Genomic DNA, 14930 nt, shown 5'->3' on the forward strand with positions numbered 1-14930 from the left:
CCTCCTGTCGCGCCACCGGCGGCGCGACAGGAGGTGCGGACGGCGGCACGGGCGGGGGAGCCACCGGCGCGGACGGAAAGGACACGGACGGAGCGGACGGGGCGGCACCGGAAGGCGAGGCACCGGAAGGCAGGGCGCCGGAAGGCGACGCACCCGGAGACGAAGCCGCGCTCTCCTCCTCGTCCACGCTGATCCCGAAATCCGTGGCAAGCCCGGCGAGCCCCGAGGCGTACCCCTGCCCCACGGCCCGGAACTTCCACTGCCCGCCGCGCAGATAGAGCTCGCCCCCGATGAACGCGGTCTCGCTACCCGCCTCGGTCTCGAACCGCGCGAGCTCCGCCCCCGTACCGGCGTCGAGCAGCCGCAGCGTGAGCCCGGCGAGCTGGCCGAAGGTCCCGCCGTCCGCCGATGCGGTGAGCACCACCCGTTCGATGTCCGACTCGAGCCGCGACAGCTGCACCTCGACGGAGTTGGCGACCACGCCCGGCTGCCGTTCGGTGCCCAGATAGCGCACGGCGCCCGAGGCGTGCTCGGGCTGGTTGTAGAAGATGAAGTCGAGGTCGTCGCGCACCCGTCCGGCCGAGGTGAGCAGCAGTGCGGAGACATCGGCGTCGGGGCTGCCCGGCCGGTCCGCCCAGCTGAGCACCGCGCGTACGGAGGCGGCGGGTACCGGGATGTTGGCGCCTTTGCGCATCGGTGTCGTCACCCGGCCCAGTCTGCCGACCGGGCCGGGTGACGGCCAGGGGCCAAGGGCCCCCGCGGGCCCTCAGCCGAGCACGAGCACGGCGGCGATCGCCGGCCCGAACGCCCCGCCCAGCTGGTAGCAGAGCACGAACAGGCCGATGGCGGAGGGCCGTTGCGCGGCAGGCGCCGCCTTGCCCGCGTACACCGACAGGACGGCGTTGCTGCCGGTCGCCGTGAACACCGCCACGGTCGCGGCGACGAGCAGCAGCGGCGCCCGCGCGGCGTACACCGCGGTGAGCGGCGCCAGCGCGCCAAGGACCAGGAACACCCCGTACACCGCCCGCCGGCTCATCCGCACCGACGCGGCGGCGATCCCCCAGGACAGGGCAGAGCCGGCGAGCAGCGCGATCATCTGCCCGATACCGATGGAGCTCGGGGCCCATCCGGCGCGGTCCCCGATCAGCCGCGGCAGGGCGAAGAGCAGCGTGAAGTACGAGGTGGAGACGGCGAGCGCGGTCAGCGCGGCGCCGATGAAGCGGGGCGAGCGGACCACCGCGGCCGGCACCAGGCCCTCGGGCCGCCGCCGCACATGCAGCACGAGCAGCCCGGCCGCGACGAGTGCGGCGAACAGGACGGGGAGCGCGGCACCGGTCTGCGGGATCAGCACCAGCGCGGTGGCGAGCGCGACCACGGCGCCCGCTCCCCGTACATCGAAGGAACCCCCGGGCGCGGGAGCCGACTTGGCGTACCGCGCCACCATCGGCACGGCCACAAGGGAGACCGCCGAGAGGAGCAGCGCGACCCGCCACGAGGCGGCCTCACCGATCAGGGAGCCGAGCAGCGGCCCCGCCGCCCCGAGCACACCGAACCCCGAGGTGATCACCCCCATCCGGCGGGCGGATCCCGCGGCCAGACTCATCGCGACCGCCACGAACCCGGCCCCGCCCAGCGCCTGCGCCGCCCGCCCCACGAGCAGCGCGGGCAGCCAGGGGGCGAGCGCCACCAGCGCGCTGCCCGCGACCACGAACACCGAACTCACACGCAGCGCCGCACGGACCCCGCGCAGGCGCAGCAGTCCCGCGAACAGGGGTGTACCGATCGCCATGGCCCAGGCGAAGGCCGTGACGATCCAGGTCACGGAGGCCGTCGACACCCCCAGTGAACCGGCCGTGCTCGGCAGGATCAGCACCGGTGCGTTGGCACCGGCGGCTATGGGCGCGGCGAGCAAAGCCAGGAGCAGCGCCGGGACTTGACGTGCGGCCACCGCTTCACGCACCGCGCCCGGAGTGACGGACTGGACGGCCATGGCTCCCCCTCAACATTGATTATTTCAACGTTGAGATAAAACCATCGGGTATCGTTCAGCGTCAACTGTTTCAACGTTGAGATATCTCTGGAGGTGCTGTGAGCGACGCGAGCGGTGACGCGGTGGACGCGATCATCGGCCAGTGGGAGGCCGAGCGGCCCGACCTGGCCGACGACCTCTGGCCGGTCCAGGTCATCGGCCGGCTGCAGCGCCTCGGCTGGATCCTGGAGAAGGAGATCAAGGCCTTCGCCGCCGAACGCGGCCTGGAACTGGGCGAGTTCGACATTCTCACCACGCTGCAGCGCTCGGGCCCCCCGTACGAGCTGACCGCCGGCGCCTTCCGCAAGGCCGCCATGGTGACCTCCGGTGCGATCACCAATCGGATCGACCGTATGGAGGCCAAGGGCCTGGTCGAGCGGGTGCGCGACACGGGCGACCGCCGCGCGGTGAAGATCCGTCTCACGGAACGCGGCCATGAGGTGACCCGCACGTTCATGAAGGAGCACCTCGCCAACGAGGCCCGCATCCTCGCGGACTTCGGACGCGAGGACAGCGAGGAGCTCGCGGCCAAGCTGCGCAAGCTCCTCGAGACGCTCGGGGACACGTCGATCAAGTGACGGGGGCGGTCAGCCGCCCGTGCGCAGGTGGCCGGCCGCCCGTCCGCAGCCGGTCAGTCGACCTTCAGCTCGGCCACCGCCGCAGGCTCCGCTCCGGTCTGCACGATCCGCACCCACCGCACCGAAGTCCCCCGCGCAAACGGCACCCACCGCTCCCCGTCCACCGACGTCTCCACCCGGTGACTCCCGCCCGCCGAAACGGACTTCACCGGCCGCACCCGCCCCAGATCCACGCTCAGCGAGGCCCCCGCCCGCTCCGGCTTCCACGCCGTCGCCGCGCTCCCGTCCACCGCGGCCGCCGCGTAAAGACCCGGCTCCTCCGAGCTCGCGGAGGCCGGCCGGCAGCGCGCGAGCGAGCCGCCCGGAGCCAGGTCGGGGCGGCGGGTCTTGAGGACGGCCGGCTCGTCGGCCGTCACCGGGAAGGAACCCTGCGGCGACTCGACCGTGAAGGGCTTACCGGACGTCAGGCGCACGGTCGTCTCGCGCGGCCCCACGTTCACGTCGTACGTGCGCCCGCGCCACGAAAGCCCGTACAGCCTTACCCCTGAAGCGAGTTGAGGCGGCAGCGTCGGGTCGAGGTGCACCGCGTCCGGCCGCATCCGCAGCCCGGTCAGACCGTGCGTGAACACCTGGAGAAAGCCGCCCTTGCCTGTCAGGAAGTCCTGCGCGGGGGAGCCGGCGAGCGGATCGTGCGCACCGGCCTTCTCGCCGCGCGCCTCCGAGAACAGCGCGAACGGGCCGCGCACGAAGGGCCGGATGGAGCGCTGCAGATAGGTGTACGCGGAGCAGCCGGGCTCGCCGATCGCCGCCGCGTCGACCGCGTGCACCGAGTCGGTCATCGCCGGTCCGTCGGGGTCCGTGATCGCCGCGTAGTGGTCGAGCGTCGCGGCGGCGGCCCCCTTCGGCATCGGCCACTCCAGCGGGTACATGAGCAGCACGGTGTCAGCCTGCTTGATCCGCGGATCCTTCAGGCGCTGGAACCCCTCGTACTGCCAGAAGATCTTCCGCCGTGCGTCGTACGGGATCCGCAGCCTGTCCGCGATCCGCCGCCAGGCCGGATCGGGCCGCCCGCCGAGGAGTTCGACGGCCTCGGCGGCGTGGCGCAGCGTGGTGGCCGCGCCCGCGTTGGTGAAGACCGCGTCGTCGACGCCGTTGCTGTACTCGTCGGGCCCGGCCACATCGCGGATCGAGTACGAGCCGTCGTCATTGCGGACGGCCTTGTCGGCCCAGAACTCCGCGATCCCGCGAAGCAGCGGCTCCCCGCGCTCGCCCAGCCAGCGCCGGTCACCGGTCGCGAGCCAGTACTGCCAGGCCGCCAGGGCGATGTCGGACTGGAGATGGACCTGCGTGAGGCAGTGCGGCGGGCGCCAGCTGTGGCACTCGGACCAGAGGTGGCCGTCCGACCCGCTCGTCCAGGGGAAGAACAGGCCCTTGAAGCCGAGCCGCCGGGCGTTGTCGCGGGCGCCGTCCATGGTGTGGAAGCGGTAGTCCAGTACGGGGCGGGCGAGTTCGGGCCGGGTCGCGAGCAGCGGCGGGAACATCCAGGTCTCCGCGTCCCAGAAGACGAGGCCCGCGTAGTTGTCGCTGCTCAGACCGACGGGCGAGAGACTGTCGCGGCCGCCGCGGCGCAGCGCCGTGTACAGGCCGTACTGCGCCGAGCGCGTCCACAGCTGCAGATCCTCGCGCCCCGGCACCTCGATCCGTGAGGACCACAGCCCGCGCCAGGCCGCGGTGTGCGCGGAGAACAGGGCGGGCCAGCCGCGCAGCGCGGCGTGCTGGGAGGTCTGGATCGCGGCCCTGCGGGAGGCCGCGGTGGTCCGCGCGCCGCCGACGCCCACGAACTTCACGGCCTCGTAGGTCTGCCCGGACCGCACGGGGAACTTCGCGGCCTGCGCCACGCTCAACTTCTGTGCCGCACCGCCCGGTTGGATGCGCCCGGGCGCCCGCAGCGTCGAGGCCAGCGCCCCGCGCGTCCCGGTCCCGTCCGCGCGGAAGGCCACGTCGACGGTGGCCCGCCCGCTCGGCCCACCGCCCTCGTGCGCGAGCCGCCGTGCTCCCTGGCCGTCGATCCGGTCGACGACGGTGGCGGTGCCGTTCCAGTGCGGGGTGATCCGCAGCCGCACCGCGCCGCCGCGCGCGTTGTTGCGGTCGGTCAGCACGTCGTAGACGAGGTCGGTGCGGCGGCCGTCGGTGGCGGTCCAGGTGAGAGAGGTCCGCACGAAGCCGCAGCGCAGGAAGAGCGTCTGCCGGTACGCGGAGGTCCTGCCCTGGGCGCCGTACGCCTGCGAGCCCGCGACGAAGTCGAGCGTCGTCCAGTTCGGGAGCGCGGCGACGGCCTGGCGTCCGGACTCCTGGTCGATCCCGTAGAGACCGGCCGCGAACGCACCGTCGTACCGGGGCGTGAACAGCGGCCACCCGGTCCTGCTGTCGGACACCGCGTACCCGTGCCCGCGCGGCGGCACCCGCACCCCGAGCAGCCCGTTGCCCACGTAGGCGTGCGCGGGGCCGGTTTTCAGCGGATCCGTGGAGCTCGGCGTCCAGCCGGCGGACGGCGCGCAGCTTCCGCCGGGGGCCGTACGGTCCGAGGGGTCGGCCGGCCAGGGACGGGCCGTGGCTCCGGCGGCGGGCAGCGCCATGGCGGTGAGGACGACGGCTGCGGTGGCGGCGCACAGTCGGCTGAGGCGCGAGATGGTCACGCGGCCGACCCTAGGAAGCCCGGCGCGCGGCTCCGGGGTGCGCCGCGCGGGGGTCCCACGCACGGGGGTGCGGGTGCGGCCGTTGGCCCCGCACCCCCGGGGTACGGGCCCCGTCGGGGTCCGCCCGTATGGCCGTACGATTCCGGCAGCAGCCAGCGCACACAGCCCAACAGGAGACCGGACCCCGTGGCCATACCCCCGCCGCCCCAGGACAACCCGTATGGCCCGCCGCAGCAGAGCCCGCAGCCACCGCCTTACGGTCAGCAGCCGCCCAACGGCCAACGGGCTCCCTATGGCCAGCCCCCGTACGGTCAGCAGCCCTATGGCCAACAGCCCGGCCAGCCCTACGGTCAGCAACCCGGTCAGCCGCCCTACGGCCAGTACCCCGGCTACGGCAACGGCTGGGCGCCCTACCCCGCCGCGCCCAGGACCAGCGGCTTCGCCATCGCCGCCCTCGTGACCTGCGTGCTCTGCTTCCTGCCGCTCGGCCTGGTCTTCGGCCTCGTCGCACTGCGGCAGATCAAGAAGACCGGTCAGTCCGGCAAGGGCCTCGCGATCTCGGGCCTCGTGGTCAACTCGGTGACGCTGCTCCTCACCCTCCTGTTCTTCGTCAGCGGCGCGGCCTCCGAGTTCTGGGGCGGCTTCAACGACGGCATGAAGGAGGCACAGCAGGAGCAGTCCCTCACGCCGGAGAAGGGGCAGTGCTTCAACGTGCCCGCAGGCGCGGAGGAGGGGTACGTCGAGGAGATCAACATCGTGCCCTGCGCAGGGCCGCACGACAGCGAGGTCTACGGCTCGTTCCGGCTCGAGCACTCCACGTTCCCGGGCCAGGGCACGATCGAGGACCTCGCCGACGAGCGGTGCGCGACCCTGCTCGGCGACTACGTCGTGGACGCGGACGCCCTCGCCGAGAACGTCGTCTCCGACTACATGAGCCCCACTCAGGAGAGCTGGAACGTCGGCGACCGCGAGGTCACCTGCGTCTTCGTGGACGAGAACGGCGGCAAGCTCACCAGCTCGCTGCGCGACGCGGGCGGCACTCCCGGCGACACCCCCAGCGACACCCCCGAGGACAGCTCCGGCGGCACATCCGGCGGCACGGAGCCCGCGGACCCGGGCGCCGAGCCCGCCCCTGGTGAGGGCGCGGACGTCTAGGGCCTGATCCAGCCGACGTCTAGGGCCTGATCCAGCCGACGTCCAGGGCCTGATGCACAAGACAGGCCCTGGTCCGGGGTATAGCAGGGACTAGGTCAACGACGCGCCGTACACAAGCCGTTGACCATGATCGTCATCACTTCGAGTGATTCCCTGGCCTTTGGTTGCGGTCAACAACCCACGGTTGCCAGGCTGTTGCTGTCTGTCAACCTGATGGGAGTGGCCAGTGACGTTCGGTGAGCAGCCCGCGTATCTGCGCGTAGCGGACGATCTCCGGAAGCAGATCGTGAGCGGCACGCTGCCGCCGCACACCCGGCTCCCTTCGCAGGCCCGCATCCGCGAGGAGTACGGGGTCTCCGACACCGTGGCCCTCGAGGCCCGCAAGGTCCTGATGGCGGAGGGTCTGGTCGAGGGCCGCTCCGGGTCGGGCACCTATGTGCGCGAGCGTCCGGTCCCGCGCCGGGTCTCGCGCGCGGCCTACCGGCACCGAGGCGGGCTTTCGCCGTTCCGGCAGGAGCAGGCCGAGGCGGGGGCGCGCGGCACCTGGGAGTCCCGCAGCGAACAGGCCCTGGCGGACGGTGACATCGCCCGGCGGCTCGCGATCGACATCGGCGACCGCGTGATGTGCACCTCGTACGTCTTCCGGGACGCCGGCGAGGCGATGATGCTCTCCACGTCGTGGGAGCCCCTCGCGGTGACCGGCCGCACCCCGGTGATGCTCCCCGAGGAGGGGCCGCTCGGCGGCTGCGGAGTGGTCGAACGGATGGCGGCCATCGAGGTGATCGTGGACAACGTCGCGGAGGAGGTCGGCGCCCGCCCCGGCCTCGCGGAGGAGCTGCATCTGCTCGGCGGAGTGCCCGGCCATGTCGTCGTGGTGATCGAGCGCACGTACTACGCCTCCGGCCGTCCGGTCGAGACGGCGGACGTGGTCATCCCGGCCGACCGCTACCGGGTGGCATACCACTTGCCCGTCAAGTGACCCAGGTCAAGCCGTAGTTGACCGATACCCGGACGCTGTCGTCCGCGGCCTGTGACCGCGAGTTAACCCCGGCCCCAGCCGCGTAACACCGGGTTAATGGTATACCGCTACGGATCGTCATGTCCGGCTCCTACTTTCACCGACCGAACCCGCACTCAGGTCGGTGAAAGCGTGAAGGAGCCAGCATGACGGACACGGTCACCCGCACCGAAGAGGTCAACCCGCCGCCTCCGAAACGGAGTTACGCCAAGCTCGCCGCGGACGAGAGCCGCGAGGACTACTCGCTGCGCTATGCCCCGCACTCGTTCCGGCGCTGGTCGCCGTCGATGGTCGCGGGCACGGCGCTCGGCGGGATCGCCTATCTCGCGGACTTCGCGATCGGCGCCTCGATCGTCTTCACCTACGGCTTCACGAGCGGCGCCGCCTCGATCCTCACCGCGGCGACGATCATCTTCATCACCGGCATCCCGATCGCCAAGGCCTGCGCCAAGTACGGCCTGGACATGGACCTGGTGACCCGCGGCGCCGGCTTCGGCTACTTCGGCTCGACGCTGACGTCCCTCATCTACGCGTCCTTCACCTTCATCTTCTTCGCGCTCGAAGGTTCGATCATGGCCCAGGCCATGCATCAGGCCGTCGGCCTCCCCGTCGAGATCGGCTACCTGGTCACCACGCTGATCGTCATCCCGATCGTCTTCCGCGGCATGGGCGCACTCGCCAAGGTGCAGGCCTGGACCCAGCCGATCTGGATCATCGGCATGATCCTGCCGTTCATCATCCTCGCCTTCGAAGCCCCGGACGCCTGGGGCGCGTTCGGCTCCTTCGGCGGTACGGAGGGTGCGGGCTCCGGCTTCGACTGGATCGGCTTCGGCCTCGGCACCGGTGTGGCGCTCTCGCTGATCGCCCAGATCGGCGAGCAGGCCGACTACTTGCGCTTCATGCCGAAGAAGACCGAGGCGAACAAGCGCCGATGGAATCTGGCCGTTCTCGCGGCCGGTCCCGGCTGGGTGATCATCGGGGCGGCCAAGCAACTCGGCGGCGCCTTCCTCGCGTTCGTCGCCTTGGAAGCCGTAGGAAAGACGCACGCGCTCGAACCCATCGCGCCCCAGCTCGAAGCGCTCAAGCCCTGGCTCGGCTCGGTGGCCCTGCCGGCAGCCGCGGTCTTCGTGATCGTCTCGCAGATCAAAATCAACGTCACCAACGCCTACAGCGGCTCGCTGAGCTGGTCGAACTTCTTCTCCCGCATCACGCACAAGCACCCGGGCCGGGTCTGGTACATCTTCCTGAACCTGGCCATCGCGCTGACGCTGATGGAAATGAACATGTTCGCCGCGCTCAACAAGCTGCTCGGCTTCTACTCCAACGTCGGCATCGCCTGGATCACCGCGGTCGCCGCCGACCTGGTCATCAACAAACGGATGGGCTGGAGCCCCAAGTACATCGAGTTCAAGCGCGCGTACCTGTACGCCGTGAACCCGGCCGGCTTCGGCGCCATGACGATCGCCTCGACCGTCTCCATCCTGGCGTTCTTCGGCCTCTTCGGCGAGTACGCGGAGGCCTTCTCGACCTTCATCGCCGCCGGACTCGCCCTGATCCTCTGCCCGTTGATCGCCTGGGCCACCAAGGGCAAGTACTACCTGGCCCGCCCCAACCCGGTGAACGGCCCGGACGTGGTGATCGAGGACGAGACCGCCACCCACGACTGCGCGGTCTGCGAAACCGCCTACGAACTGCCCGACATCGCCGACTGCCCGGTCCAGAGCGGCCCCATCTGCTCGCTCTGCTGCTCCCTTGACGCCGACTGCGGCGACGTCTGCCGCAAGGCACCGGCCGACGGACCGGTCCTGATGCCGCTGCCGACCGTCCGTACCACCGCTGAACAGGTCTGACCCCAGGGCGACTTGGACACAGGGGGCGCATTCACGGGGATGCGCCCCCTTGGCGATGGCCGATTCGCTACCTCTTTGTGCCATACCCGCTTCGCAGAGTGAAGGTCGGGCGTAGGCTCGGGCATATGCGTAGTGCGGTTTCCCCACCACGCGCGATGCGGCGCGCGTCGAACGGAAGGGCGGGTGAACGATGAACGACAGCAGTCCTCCCCTCCCTTGGCATGTCATACGGCAGGACGACAACGGCAACCGCTACCGCGTCGGCAGGTATGCCACCAGGGCGGAAGCGGAGAAGGTCGTCGCCGGTCTGGAGGCCCGCGGCCACAAGCAGCTCTACTGGGTGGAGCACCTGGAGCGGCGGACCGTCTGAAGCAACCCGACCGGCGGGCCGTCCGGCACCACCGAAACCGTAGGCTCTGGCGCATGAACGAACGGATCGTGGTGGTCGGTGCCGCGCTGTGGCACGAGGGGCGCATGCTCGCGGCCCGGCGCAGCGCCCCGCCGGAGCTCGCCGGCCGCTGGGAGCTCCCGGGCGGCAAGGTCGAGCCGGGCGAGCGCCCCGAGGAGGCGCTGGTGCGCGAACTGCGCGAGGAGCTCGGCGTCGAGGCCGAGCCCGTCGCGCGCATCCCGGGGGAGTGGCCGCTCGGCCGCCCCGGATACGTCCTGCAGGTCTGGTCCGCCGAACTCCTGAGCGGCGAGCCCGCCCCGCTCGAGGACCATGACGCCCTGCGCTGGCTCGGCGTCGACGAGCTGGACGCGGTGGACTGGCTGGACCAGGACCGGCCCGCCGTCGCGGAGGCGGCCCGCCGCCCGCACCCGTAAAGCCCCACGCCCTACCCCCGTAAAGGGGGCTCGAGGGAAGCGAAACCCCAGCTGGCAAGCACCCCCCTACGCCGTTTGTGCCACAGTGCGCTCACGTAAGCGGTAGGCGCTCCTTGATATCGGGTATGTGCTGATTAACCCCATGAAACCGGACAGAGGTTCCGGGTCCCCGCTCCGGGAAGTGATCGGCGTGATCGAGACCGAAGGCGACTGCGCCGAGTGGACCTTCCCCGCCGATCCGACCGCTGTGCGCACCGCCCGGGCCGTCGTCCGCAAGCAGCTCGTCCGCTGGGGTCTCGGCACGCTCGGTGACGTCACGGTGCTGCTCGTCAGCGAGCTCGTGACCAATTCTTTGCGGTACGCCTCGGGCCCCATCGGAGTACGCCTCGTACGCCCCGCCGAAGCACCCGGCGTACTCCGAGTCGAAGTCTCCGATCCGCTTCCGGATCCGCCGCTCGCACGGCATGCCACGCTGGATGACGAAGGAGGCCGTGGCCTGCAGCTTGTCGCCTGCTCGGCCACGCGCTGGGGTACCAGACAGGGACATTCCGGCAAGACCGTCTGGTTCGAGCTGACGCTTCCGGTGCCCGGCCGGGGTTAGAGGCGGCCTCCGCATGGTTAGAAGGTGAACTAGAGCCGATCTCCCTGCGGCGCGGCCGAAAAAGGTTGTCTCGCATGGGAGCTGTGAACGCAGTGTTGCGTGCGGCCGTAGTGCTGGATACTGCGGGCAAGCCGTCGAGAGGTCCGGTCCATGACGGCGAGCTGGAGGGGACGGTCGCGTGAGCGAGATACCAGCCGAGGTGCCTGAGCAGCCCGACGGGCGGGGGCTCGTGCGGGGTGCCGCGGACATTCTGTGGCAGTCGAGCCCGCCCGGTTCGATCTACGACTACATCAAGGTCGCCTCGTTCTCGCTCGGCGCCGACGGCCGGATCGACCAGTGGTCGCTGCGCGCGGAGCAGCTCTTCCATGTCGCCGCGGCCGACGCCGTGGGCAAGGACCCCATCGAGGCCTTCGTCCCGGCCGGTCTCCGCGATGTCGGCCACCGCAGGGTCGGCGAGATACTCGACGGCAAGGAGTGGACGGGCATCGTCCCCTTCCGGATGGCCGAGGACGGCTCGCTCGACGGGGTCGCCGAGGTCTATGTGATGCCGACCGAGACCGAGCAGGGCGAGCGGGGCGCGGTCTGCATCGTGGTCGACGTCCGGGCGCTGCGCCGGATAGAGACCGACCTCGCCGCCTCGCAGGCGATTTTCGGTCAGTCACCCTTCGGATTTCTGCTGTTCGGTACCGATCTACGCGTGCAGCGCGCCAACAAGCGCTTCGCCGCCGTCTTCGGCGGCAACGCCGACGACCACCGCGGCCGCACCGTCCACGACTATCTGCCGCGCGGCGAGGCCGACCGGATGGCCGCCGCGCTCAAGCGGGTCCTGGAGACCGGCGACTCCGTCACGGACATGCAGATCGTCGGGCCCGCGCCCGGCTCCAACGACCGCCGCCACTGGTCCATCAACCTCTACCGCGTGCACAGCGGTACGGGCCGTCCCATCGGCGTGGCCGGCCTCGGCACCGATGTCACCCGCCGCCACGCGGCCGCCCGCGAGGCCGCCCAGTCCCGCCGTAATCTCGCGCTCCTGAACGAGGCCGGCTCGCGGATCGGCAACTCCCTCGACCTGGAGACCACCGCACGCGAACTCCTCGACGTCACCGTCCCGGTCTTCTGCGACCTGGCCTCGGTGGACCTGTACCAAGGTCTGCTCGACGGCGACGAGACCCCGCCCGGACTCGCCGACGGCAGCGCCGAACTGCGCCGCGTCGCCTTCTCCAGCGCGGTCTCCGACGGCCCGCTCGACGACTGCGGCGAGCCCGTCACCGTCGGCGCCCTGCACCGCTACTCCTTCAACTCGCCCTGCGCGGACGCCCTGCGCACCGCACGCCCGGTCACCATCCCGCGCACCGAGGGCGGCATGGTGCGCTCCACGCTCGCCGTGCCGATGGTCGCGCACGACACCGTGGTGGGCCTGGTCCGCTTCTCGCGCACGATGGGCAGCGAACCCTTCTCGGAACGCGACCGCACGCTGGCCGTCGAGCTGGCCGCCCGCGCCGCGGTCTGTATCGACAACGCCCGCCTGTACCGCCGCGAGCACGAACGCGCCCTGATCCTCCAGCGCTCCCTGCTCCCGCCCGGCGACCCCGAGGCCGCGGGCCTGGACATCGCCTGCCGCTATCTGCCCGGCAACGCCGCCACCGAGGTCGGCGGCGACTGGTTCGACGTGATCGAACTGCCCGGCCACCGCACCGCCCTGGTCGTCGGCGACGTGATGGGCCGCGGGCTGCGCGCCGCGGTCGCCATGGGTGAACTCCGTACCGCCGTACGCACCTTGGCCCTGCTCGACCTCGAACCCGCCGAAGTCCTCGCCGCCCTCGACGAGATCGCCCGCGGCCTCGGCTCGCCCACGCCCTGGGGCCAGCACCCGCACTCACCCCAGTCGACCCGGCGCGCGCTCCAGGGCCGCGACATCGACCCCTCCGAGGTCTACCTCGCGACCTGTGTCTACGCGGTGTACGACCCGGTCACCCGCCGCGTCACCTTCGCCAACGCCGGCCATCTGCCGCCCGTGCTCGTCGAGCCGGGCGAGGAGGCCCTGATGCTCGACGTACCCCCGGGCATGCCGCTGGGCGTCGGCGGCGAACCCTTCGAGGAGGTCGAAGTCCAGCTCCCGGAGGGCGCCTTGCTCGCCCTCTACACGGACGGACTCGTCGAATCCCGCGAACACCCCCTGGACGAAGGCCTGCGCGCCTTCCGCTCCGCGATCACGGACCCGTCCCGTGCGCTGGAAGACGTCTGCGACCACGTCCTCAACACCCTCGACACCCGCCACGGCGAGGACGACATCGCCCTGCTCATGGCCCGCGTCCAGGGCCTGCCCCGCGAGGCGGTCGGCGACTGGACCCTGCCCCGCGAGGCACGCTCGGTGGGCCGCGCCCGCGAACTGGCCCGTGCCCAGCTCGCCTCCTGGGACCTCGAAGCCCTCGTGGACACCACGGAGCTGCTGGTCAGCGAGCTGGTCACCAACGCCCTGCGGTACGGAGAGGGCGAGATCAGACTCCGGCTCCTGCTCGACCGCACCCTGGTCTGCGAGGTCTGGGACGCGGGCCTCGTCCAGCCGCGCCGCCGCCGCGCCCGCGACACCGACGAGGGCGGCCGCGGCCTCCAGCTCGTCGGCCTGCTCAGCGCGTCGTGGGGCGCCCGTCGCACCCCGCGCGGCAAAACGGTGTGGTTCGAACTGCCGCTCCCGGACGGCGGCTCACCGTCGGAGCCTTCTGTGGACGCGCTGTTGAGCATGTTCTGATCACCGGGGGCCGGGACCTGGTTCCGTCCCGCTCGGCTTCATCCATAGGATCACTCCATGTCTGCTGACGCCCGCGTGACCCGGTCGACGTTCCGCCGCATCCAGTCGATAGCGGCGCCCCGCCCGCTGCCGGAACCGCCCCCGCGGATCTGGTCGGACGAGGAGTGGGGGCGGATCCAGCTCGGCTACGCGGCGCGGGGCATGGACGAGAAGTGGAACGTCTTCGCGGAGGGCGAGGTGGTCTTCCTACACCGGAGCTGGACCGGTCACGGAGTCTTCGAGGCGACCTTCACGCCGGTCGACGGCGGCGGACGGCGGATCACAAGGGCCGTGGTCGAAGGCGACACCGACCGCTACCGGGGTAGGGACGATGCCTTCGACTGCGTCATGCTCGAGCTGGTGATCAGCGCCATCGTGCTCGGCGAACCGGCGACCGATCTTCGCTCGAAGCTGGTGGAGCTGACGCAACGGAAGTCGCCCTCCGCCGATGCTGCGGCCGGGGTGATCCAGCACAGCGCCTTGGGGCTGCGCTCGGATTCCTAGCCGGTCGACGCCCGAAGCTGATCGACGCCCGAAGCCGGTCGACGTCCCGAACTCCTAGCCGGTCAGGACGTCGCCTTCATCGCCGCCAGCCGGGCCTCGATCTCCGCCTGATCGCCCAGCGAGTCCAGCTGCTCGAACTGCGCGTCGAGCGACGAGGCGGCCAGCTCCTGCTTACCGAGCGCCCGCGCCTCCTCCCGCCGCACCTTCTCCTCGAACCGCGACAACTCACTCGTCGGATCGAGCACATTGATGTTCTGGGCCGCGTCCATCATCTGGTTCTGCGCCTCGGCCGTCTTCGAGCGCGCCACCAACTGATCGCGCTTGGCCTGCAGTTCGCTCAGCTTGACCTGCATCTGGTCCAGGCCCGACTTCAGCTTCTCGACCACCTCGGTCTGCGCCGCGATCGTCGGCTCCGCGTCCTTCGACTCCTTCTCGGACTGCAGCTGCCGCTGCAGCGCCACCTTGGCGAGCGCGTCGAACTTGTCCGCGCCGCCGGAGTCACCGGCGGACCGCAGCTGGTCGGCCTTCTTGCTGGCCGCGAGCGCCTTGCCGCCCCACTCGCCGGCCGCGTCCACATCTTCCTTGTGGTCCTGTTCGAGCAGCCGCAGATTGCCGATCGTGGTCGACACCGCCTCCTGCGCCTCACGGATGTTGTTGGTGTAGTCGCGGATCAGCTGGTCGAGCATCTTGGCCGGATCCTCGGCCTGGTCGAGCAGCGAGTTGATGTTGGCCTTCGCGAGCTGGGCGACACGGCCCAGGATGGTCTGCTTCGTCATCGCAGTGAACTTCCTTTACGGGTACGTGAGTTCCGGACCGCGTACGGAGGCCGGGGAGGCCTCCCGTACGCACAAACCTCGATCAGAAGCGCCCTCCACCGCCCATCCGCCCC

13 protein-coding genes are annotated in these 14930 nt (G+C 71.0%); 9 read left to right on the plus strand and 4 right to left on the minus strand.

What is annotated here, in order from left to right; genetic code table 11:
• The coding region (locus tag G6045_RS32385) for a TerD family protein (protein WP_206344472.1) at window positions 1-694 on the minus strand (694 nt) is incomplete at its 3' end.
• A 72-nt stretch (window positions 695-766) separates the two neighbouring features.
• A complete protein-coding gene (locus tag G6045_RS32390; RefSeq protein WP_165335741.1) occupies window positions 767-1990 on the minus strand; it encodes an MFS transporter in 1224 nt (407 codons plus the stop codon).
• Window positions 1991-2088: 98 nt separating this feature from the next.
• Between G6045_RS32390 and G6045_RS32395 the strand changes: the two genes are divergently transcribed.
• Window positions 2089-2607, plus strand: coding sequence for a MarR family winged helix-turn-helix transcriptional regulator (locus G6045_RS32395; RefSeq protein WP_165335742.1), 519 nt, complete (start codon window positions 2089-2091; stop codon window positions 2605-2607).
• Window positions 2608-2660: 53 nt separating this feature from the next.
• On the opposite strand, the gene G6045_RS32400 is transcribed toward G6045_RS32395, so the two are convergent.
• A complete protein-coding gene (locus G6045_RS32400) occupies window positions 2661-5303 on the minus strand; it encodes a glycosyl hydrolase family 65 protein (protein WP_165335743.1) in 2643 nt (880 codons plus the stop codon).
• Between the two features lie 186 nt (window positions 5304-5489).
• On the opposite strand from G6045_RS32400, the gene G6045_RS42230 reads away from it, so the two are divergent.
• The 8 genes from G6045_RS42230 to G6045_RS32440 all read left to right on the plus strand — a co-directional run bounded on the left by G6045_RS42230 (window position 5490) and on the right by G6045_RS32440 (window position 14041).
• Entirely contained in the window at window positions 5490-6458 is a 969-nt protein-coding gene (locus tag G6045_RS42230; RefSeq protein ID WP_165335744.1) for a DUF4190 domain-containing protein, read from the plus strand.
• 226 nt (window positions 6459-6684) lie between these two features.
• Window positions 6685-7437 carry a GntR family transcriptional regulator gene (locus G6045_RS32410; protein WP_165335745.1) on the plus strand — a complete coding sequence of 251 codons (753 nt, stop codon included), beginning with the start codon at window positions 6685-6687 and terminating at the stop codon, window positions 7435-7437.
• Between the two features lie 185 nt (window positions 7438-7622).
• The gene (locus tag G6045_RS32415; RefSeq protein ID WP_165335746.1) at window positions 7623-9326 is read left to right on the plus strand and encodes a purine-cytosine permease family protein; all 1704 of its coding nucleotides are present in this window, start codon (window positions 7623-7625) and stop codon (window positions 9324-9326) included.
• 190 nt (window positions 9327-9516) lie between these two features.
• A complete protein-coding gene (locus G6045_RS32420; protein ID WP_165335747.1) occupies window positions 9517-9696 on the plus strand; it encodes an SPOR domain-containing protein in 180 nt (59 codons plus the stop codon).
• Between the two features lie 53 nt (window positions 9697-9749).
• Complete coding sequence (locus tag G6045_RS32425; protein WP_165335748.1) at window positions 9750-10148, plus strand: (deoxy)nucleoside triphosphate pyrophosphohydrolase; 399 nt, start codon at window positions 9750-9752, stop codon at window positions 10146-10148.
• Between the two features lie 142 nt (window positions 10149-10290).
• Window positions 10291-10749 (plus strand): ATP-binding protein, encoded by a 459-nt coding sequence (locus G6045_RS32430; RefSeq protein ID WP_165335749.1) that lies wholly within the window; start codon window positions 10291-10293, stop codon window positions 10747-10749.
• 178 nt (window positions 10750-10927) lie between these two features.
• The gene (locus G6045_RS32435) at window positions 10928-13498 is read left to right on the plus strand and encodes a SpoIIE family protein phosphatase (RefSeq protein ID WP_165335750.1); all 2571 of its coding nucleotides are present in this window, start codon (window positions 10928-10930) and stop codon (window positions 13496-13498) included.
• A 57-nt stretch (window positions 13499-13555) separates the two neighbouring features.
• Window positions 13556-14041 carry a hypothetical protein gene (locus G6045_RS32440; RefSeq protein WP_408056386.1) on the plus strand — a complete coding sequence of 162 codons (486 nt, stop codon included), beginning with the start codon at window positions 13556-13558 and terminating at the stop codon, window positions 14039-14041.
• A 62-nt stretch (window positions 14042-14103) separates the two neighbouring features.
• Here G6045_RS32440 and G6045_RS32445 read toward each other — a convergent pair whose 3' ends face one another.
• Window positions 14104-14817 (minus strand): PspA/IM30 family protein, encoded by a 714-nt coding sequence (locus tag G6045_RS32445; RefSeq protein WP_165335751.1) that lies wholly within the window; start codon window positions 14815-14817, stop codon window positions 14104-14106.
• Window positions 14818-14930 lie beyond the last annotated feature (113 nt).

The organism is Streptomyces mesophilus (assembly GCF_011044995.1).
Taxonomy (GTDB): Bacteria; Actinomycetota; Actinomycetes; order Streptomycetales; family Streptomycetaceae; genus Streptomyces; species Streptomyces mesophilus.

Coding starts and splice junctions, on each gene's coding strand:
- G6045_RS32420 (WP_165335747.1), top strand. CDS start 9,517: ATGAACGACAGCAGTCCTCCCCTCCCTTGGCATGTCATACGGCAGGAC.
- G6045_RS32430 (WP_165335749.1), top strand. CDS start 10,291: ATGAAACCGGACAGAGGTTCCGGGTCCCCGCTCCGGGAAGTGATCGGC.
- G6045_RS32445 (WP_165335751.1), bottom strand. CDS start 14,817: ATGACGAAGCAGACCATCCTGGGCCGTGTCGCCCAGCTCGCGAAGGCC.
- G6045_RS32425 (WP_165335748.1), top strand. CDS start 9,750: ATGAACGAACGGATCGTGGTGGTCGGTGCCGCGCTGTGGCACGAGGGG.
- G6045_RS32440 (WP_408056386.1), top strand. CDS start 13,556: ATGTCTGCTGACGCCCGCGTGACCCGGTCGACGTTCCGCCGCATCCAG.
- G6045_RS32390 (WP_165335741.1), bottom strand. CDS start 1,990: ATGGCCGTCCAGTCCGTCACTCCGGGCGCGGTGCGTGAAGCGGTGGCC.
- G6045_RS32415 (WP_165335746.1), top strand. CDS start 7,623: ATGACGGACACGGTCACCCGCACCGAAGAGGTCAACCCGCCGCCTCCG.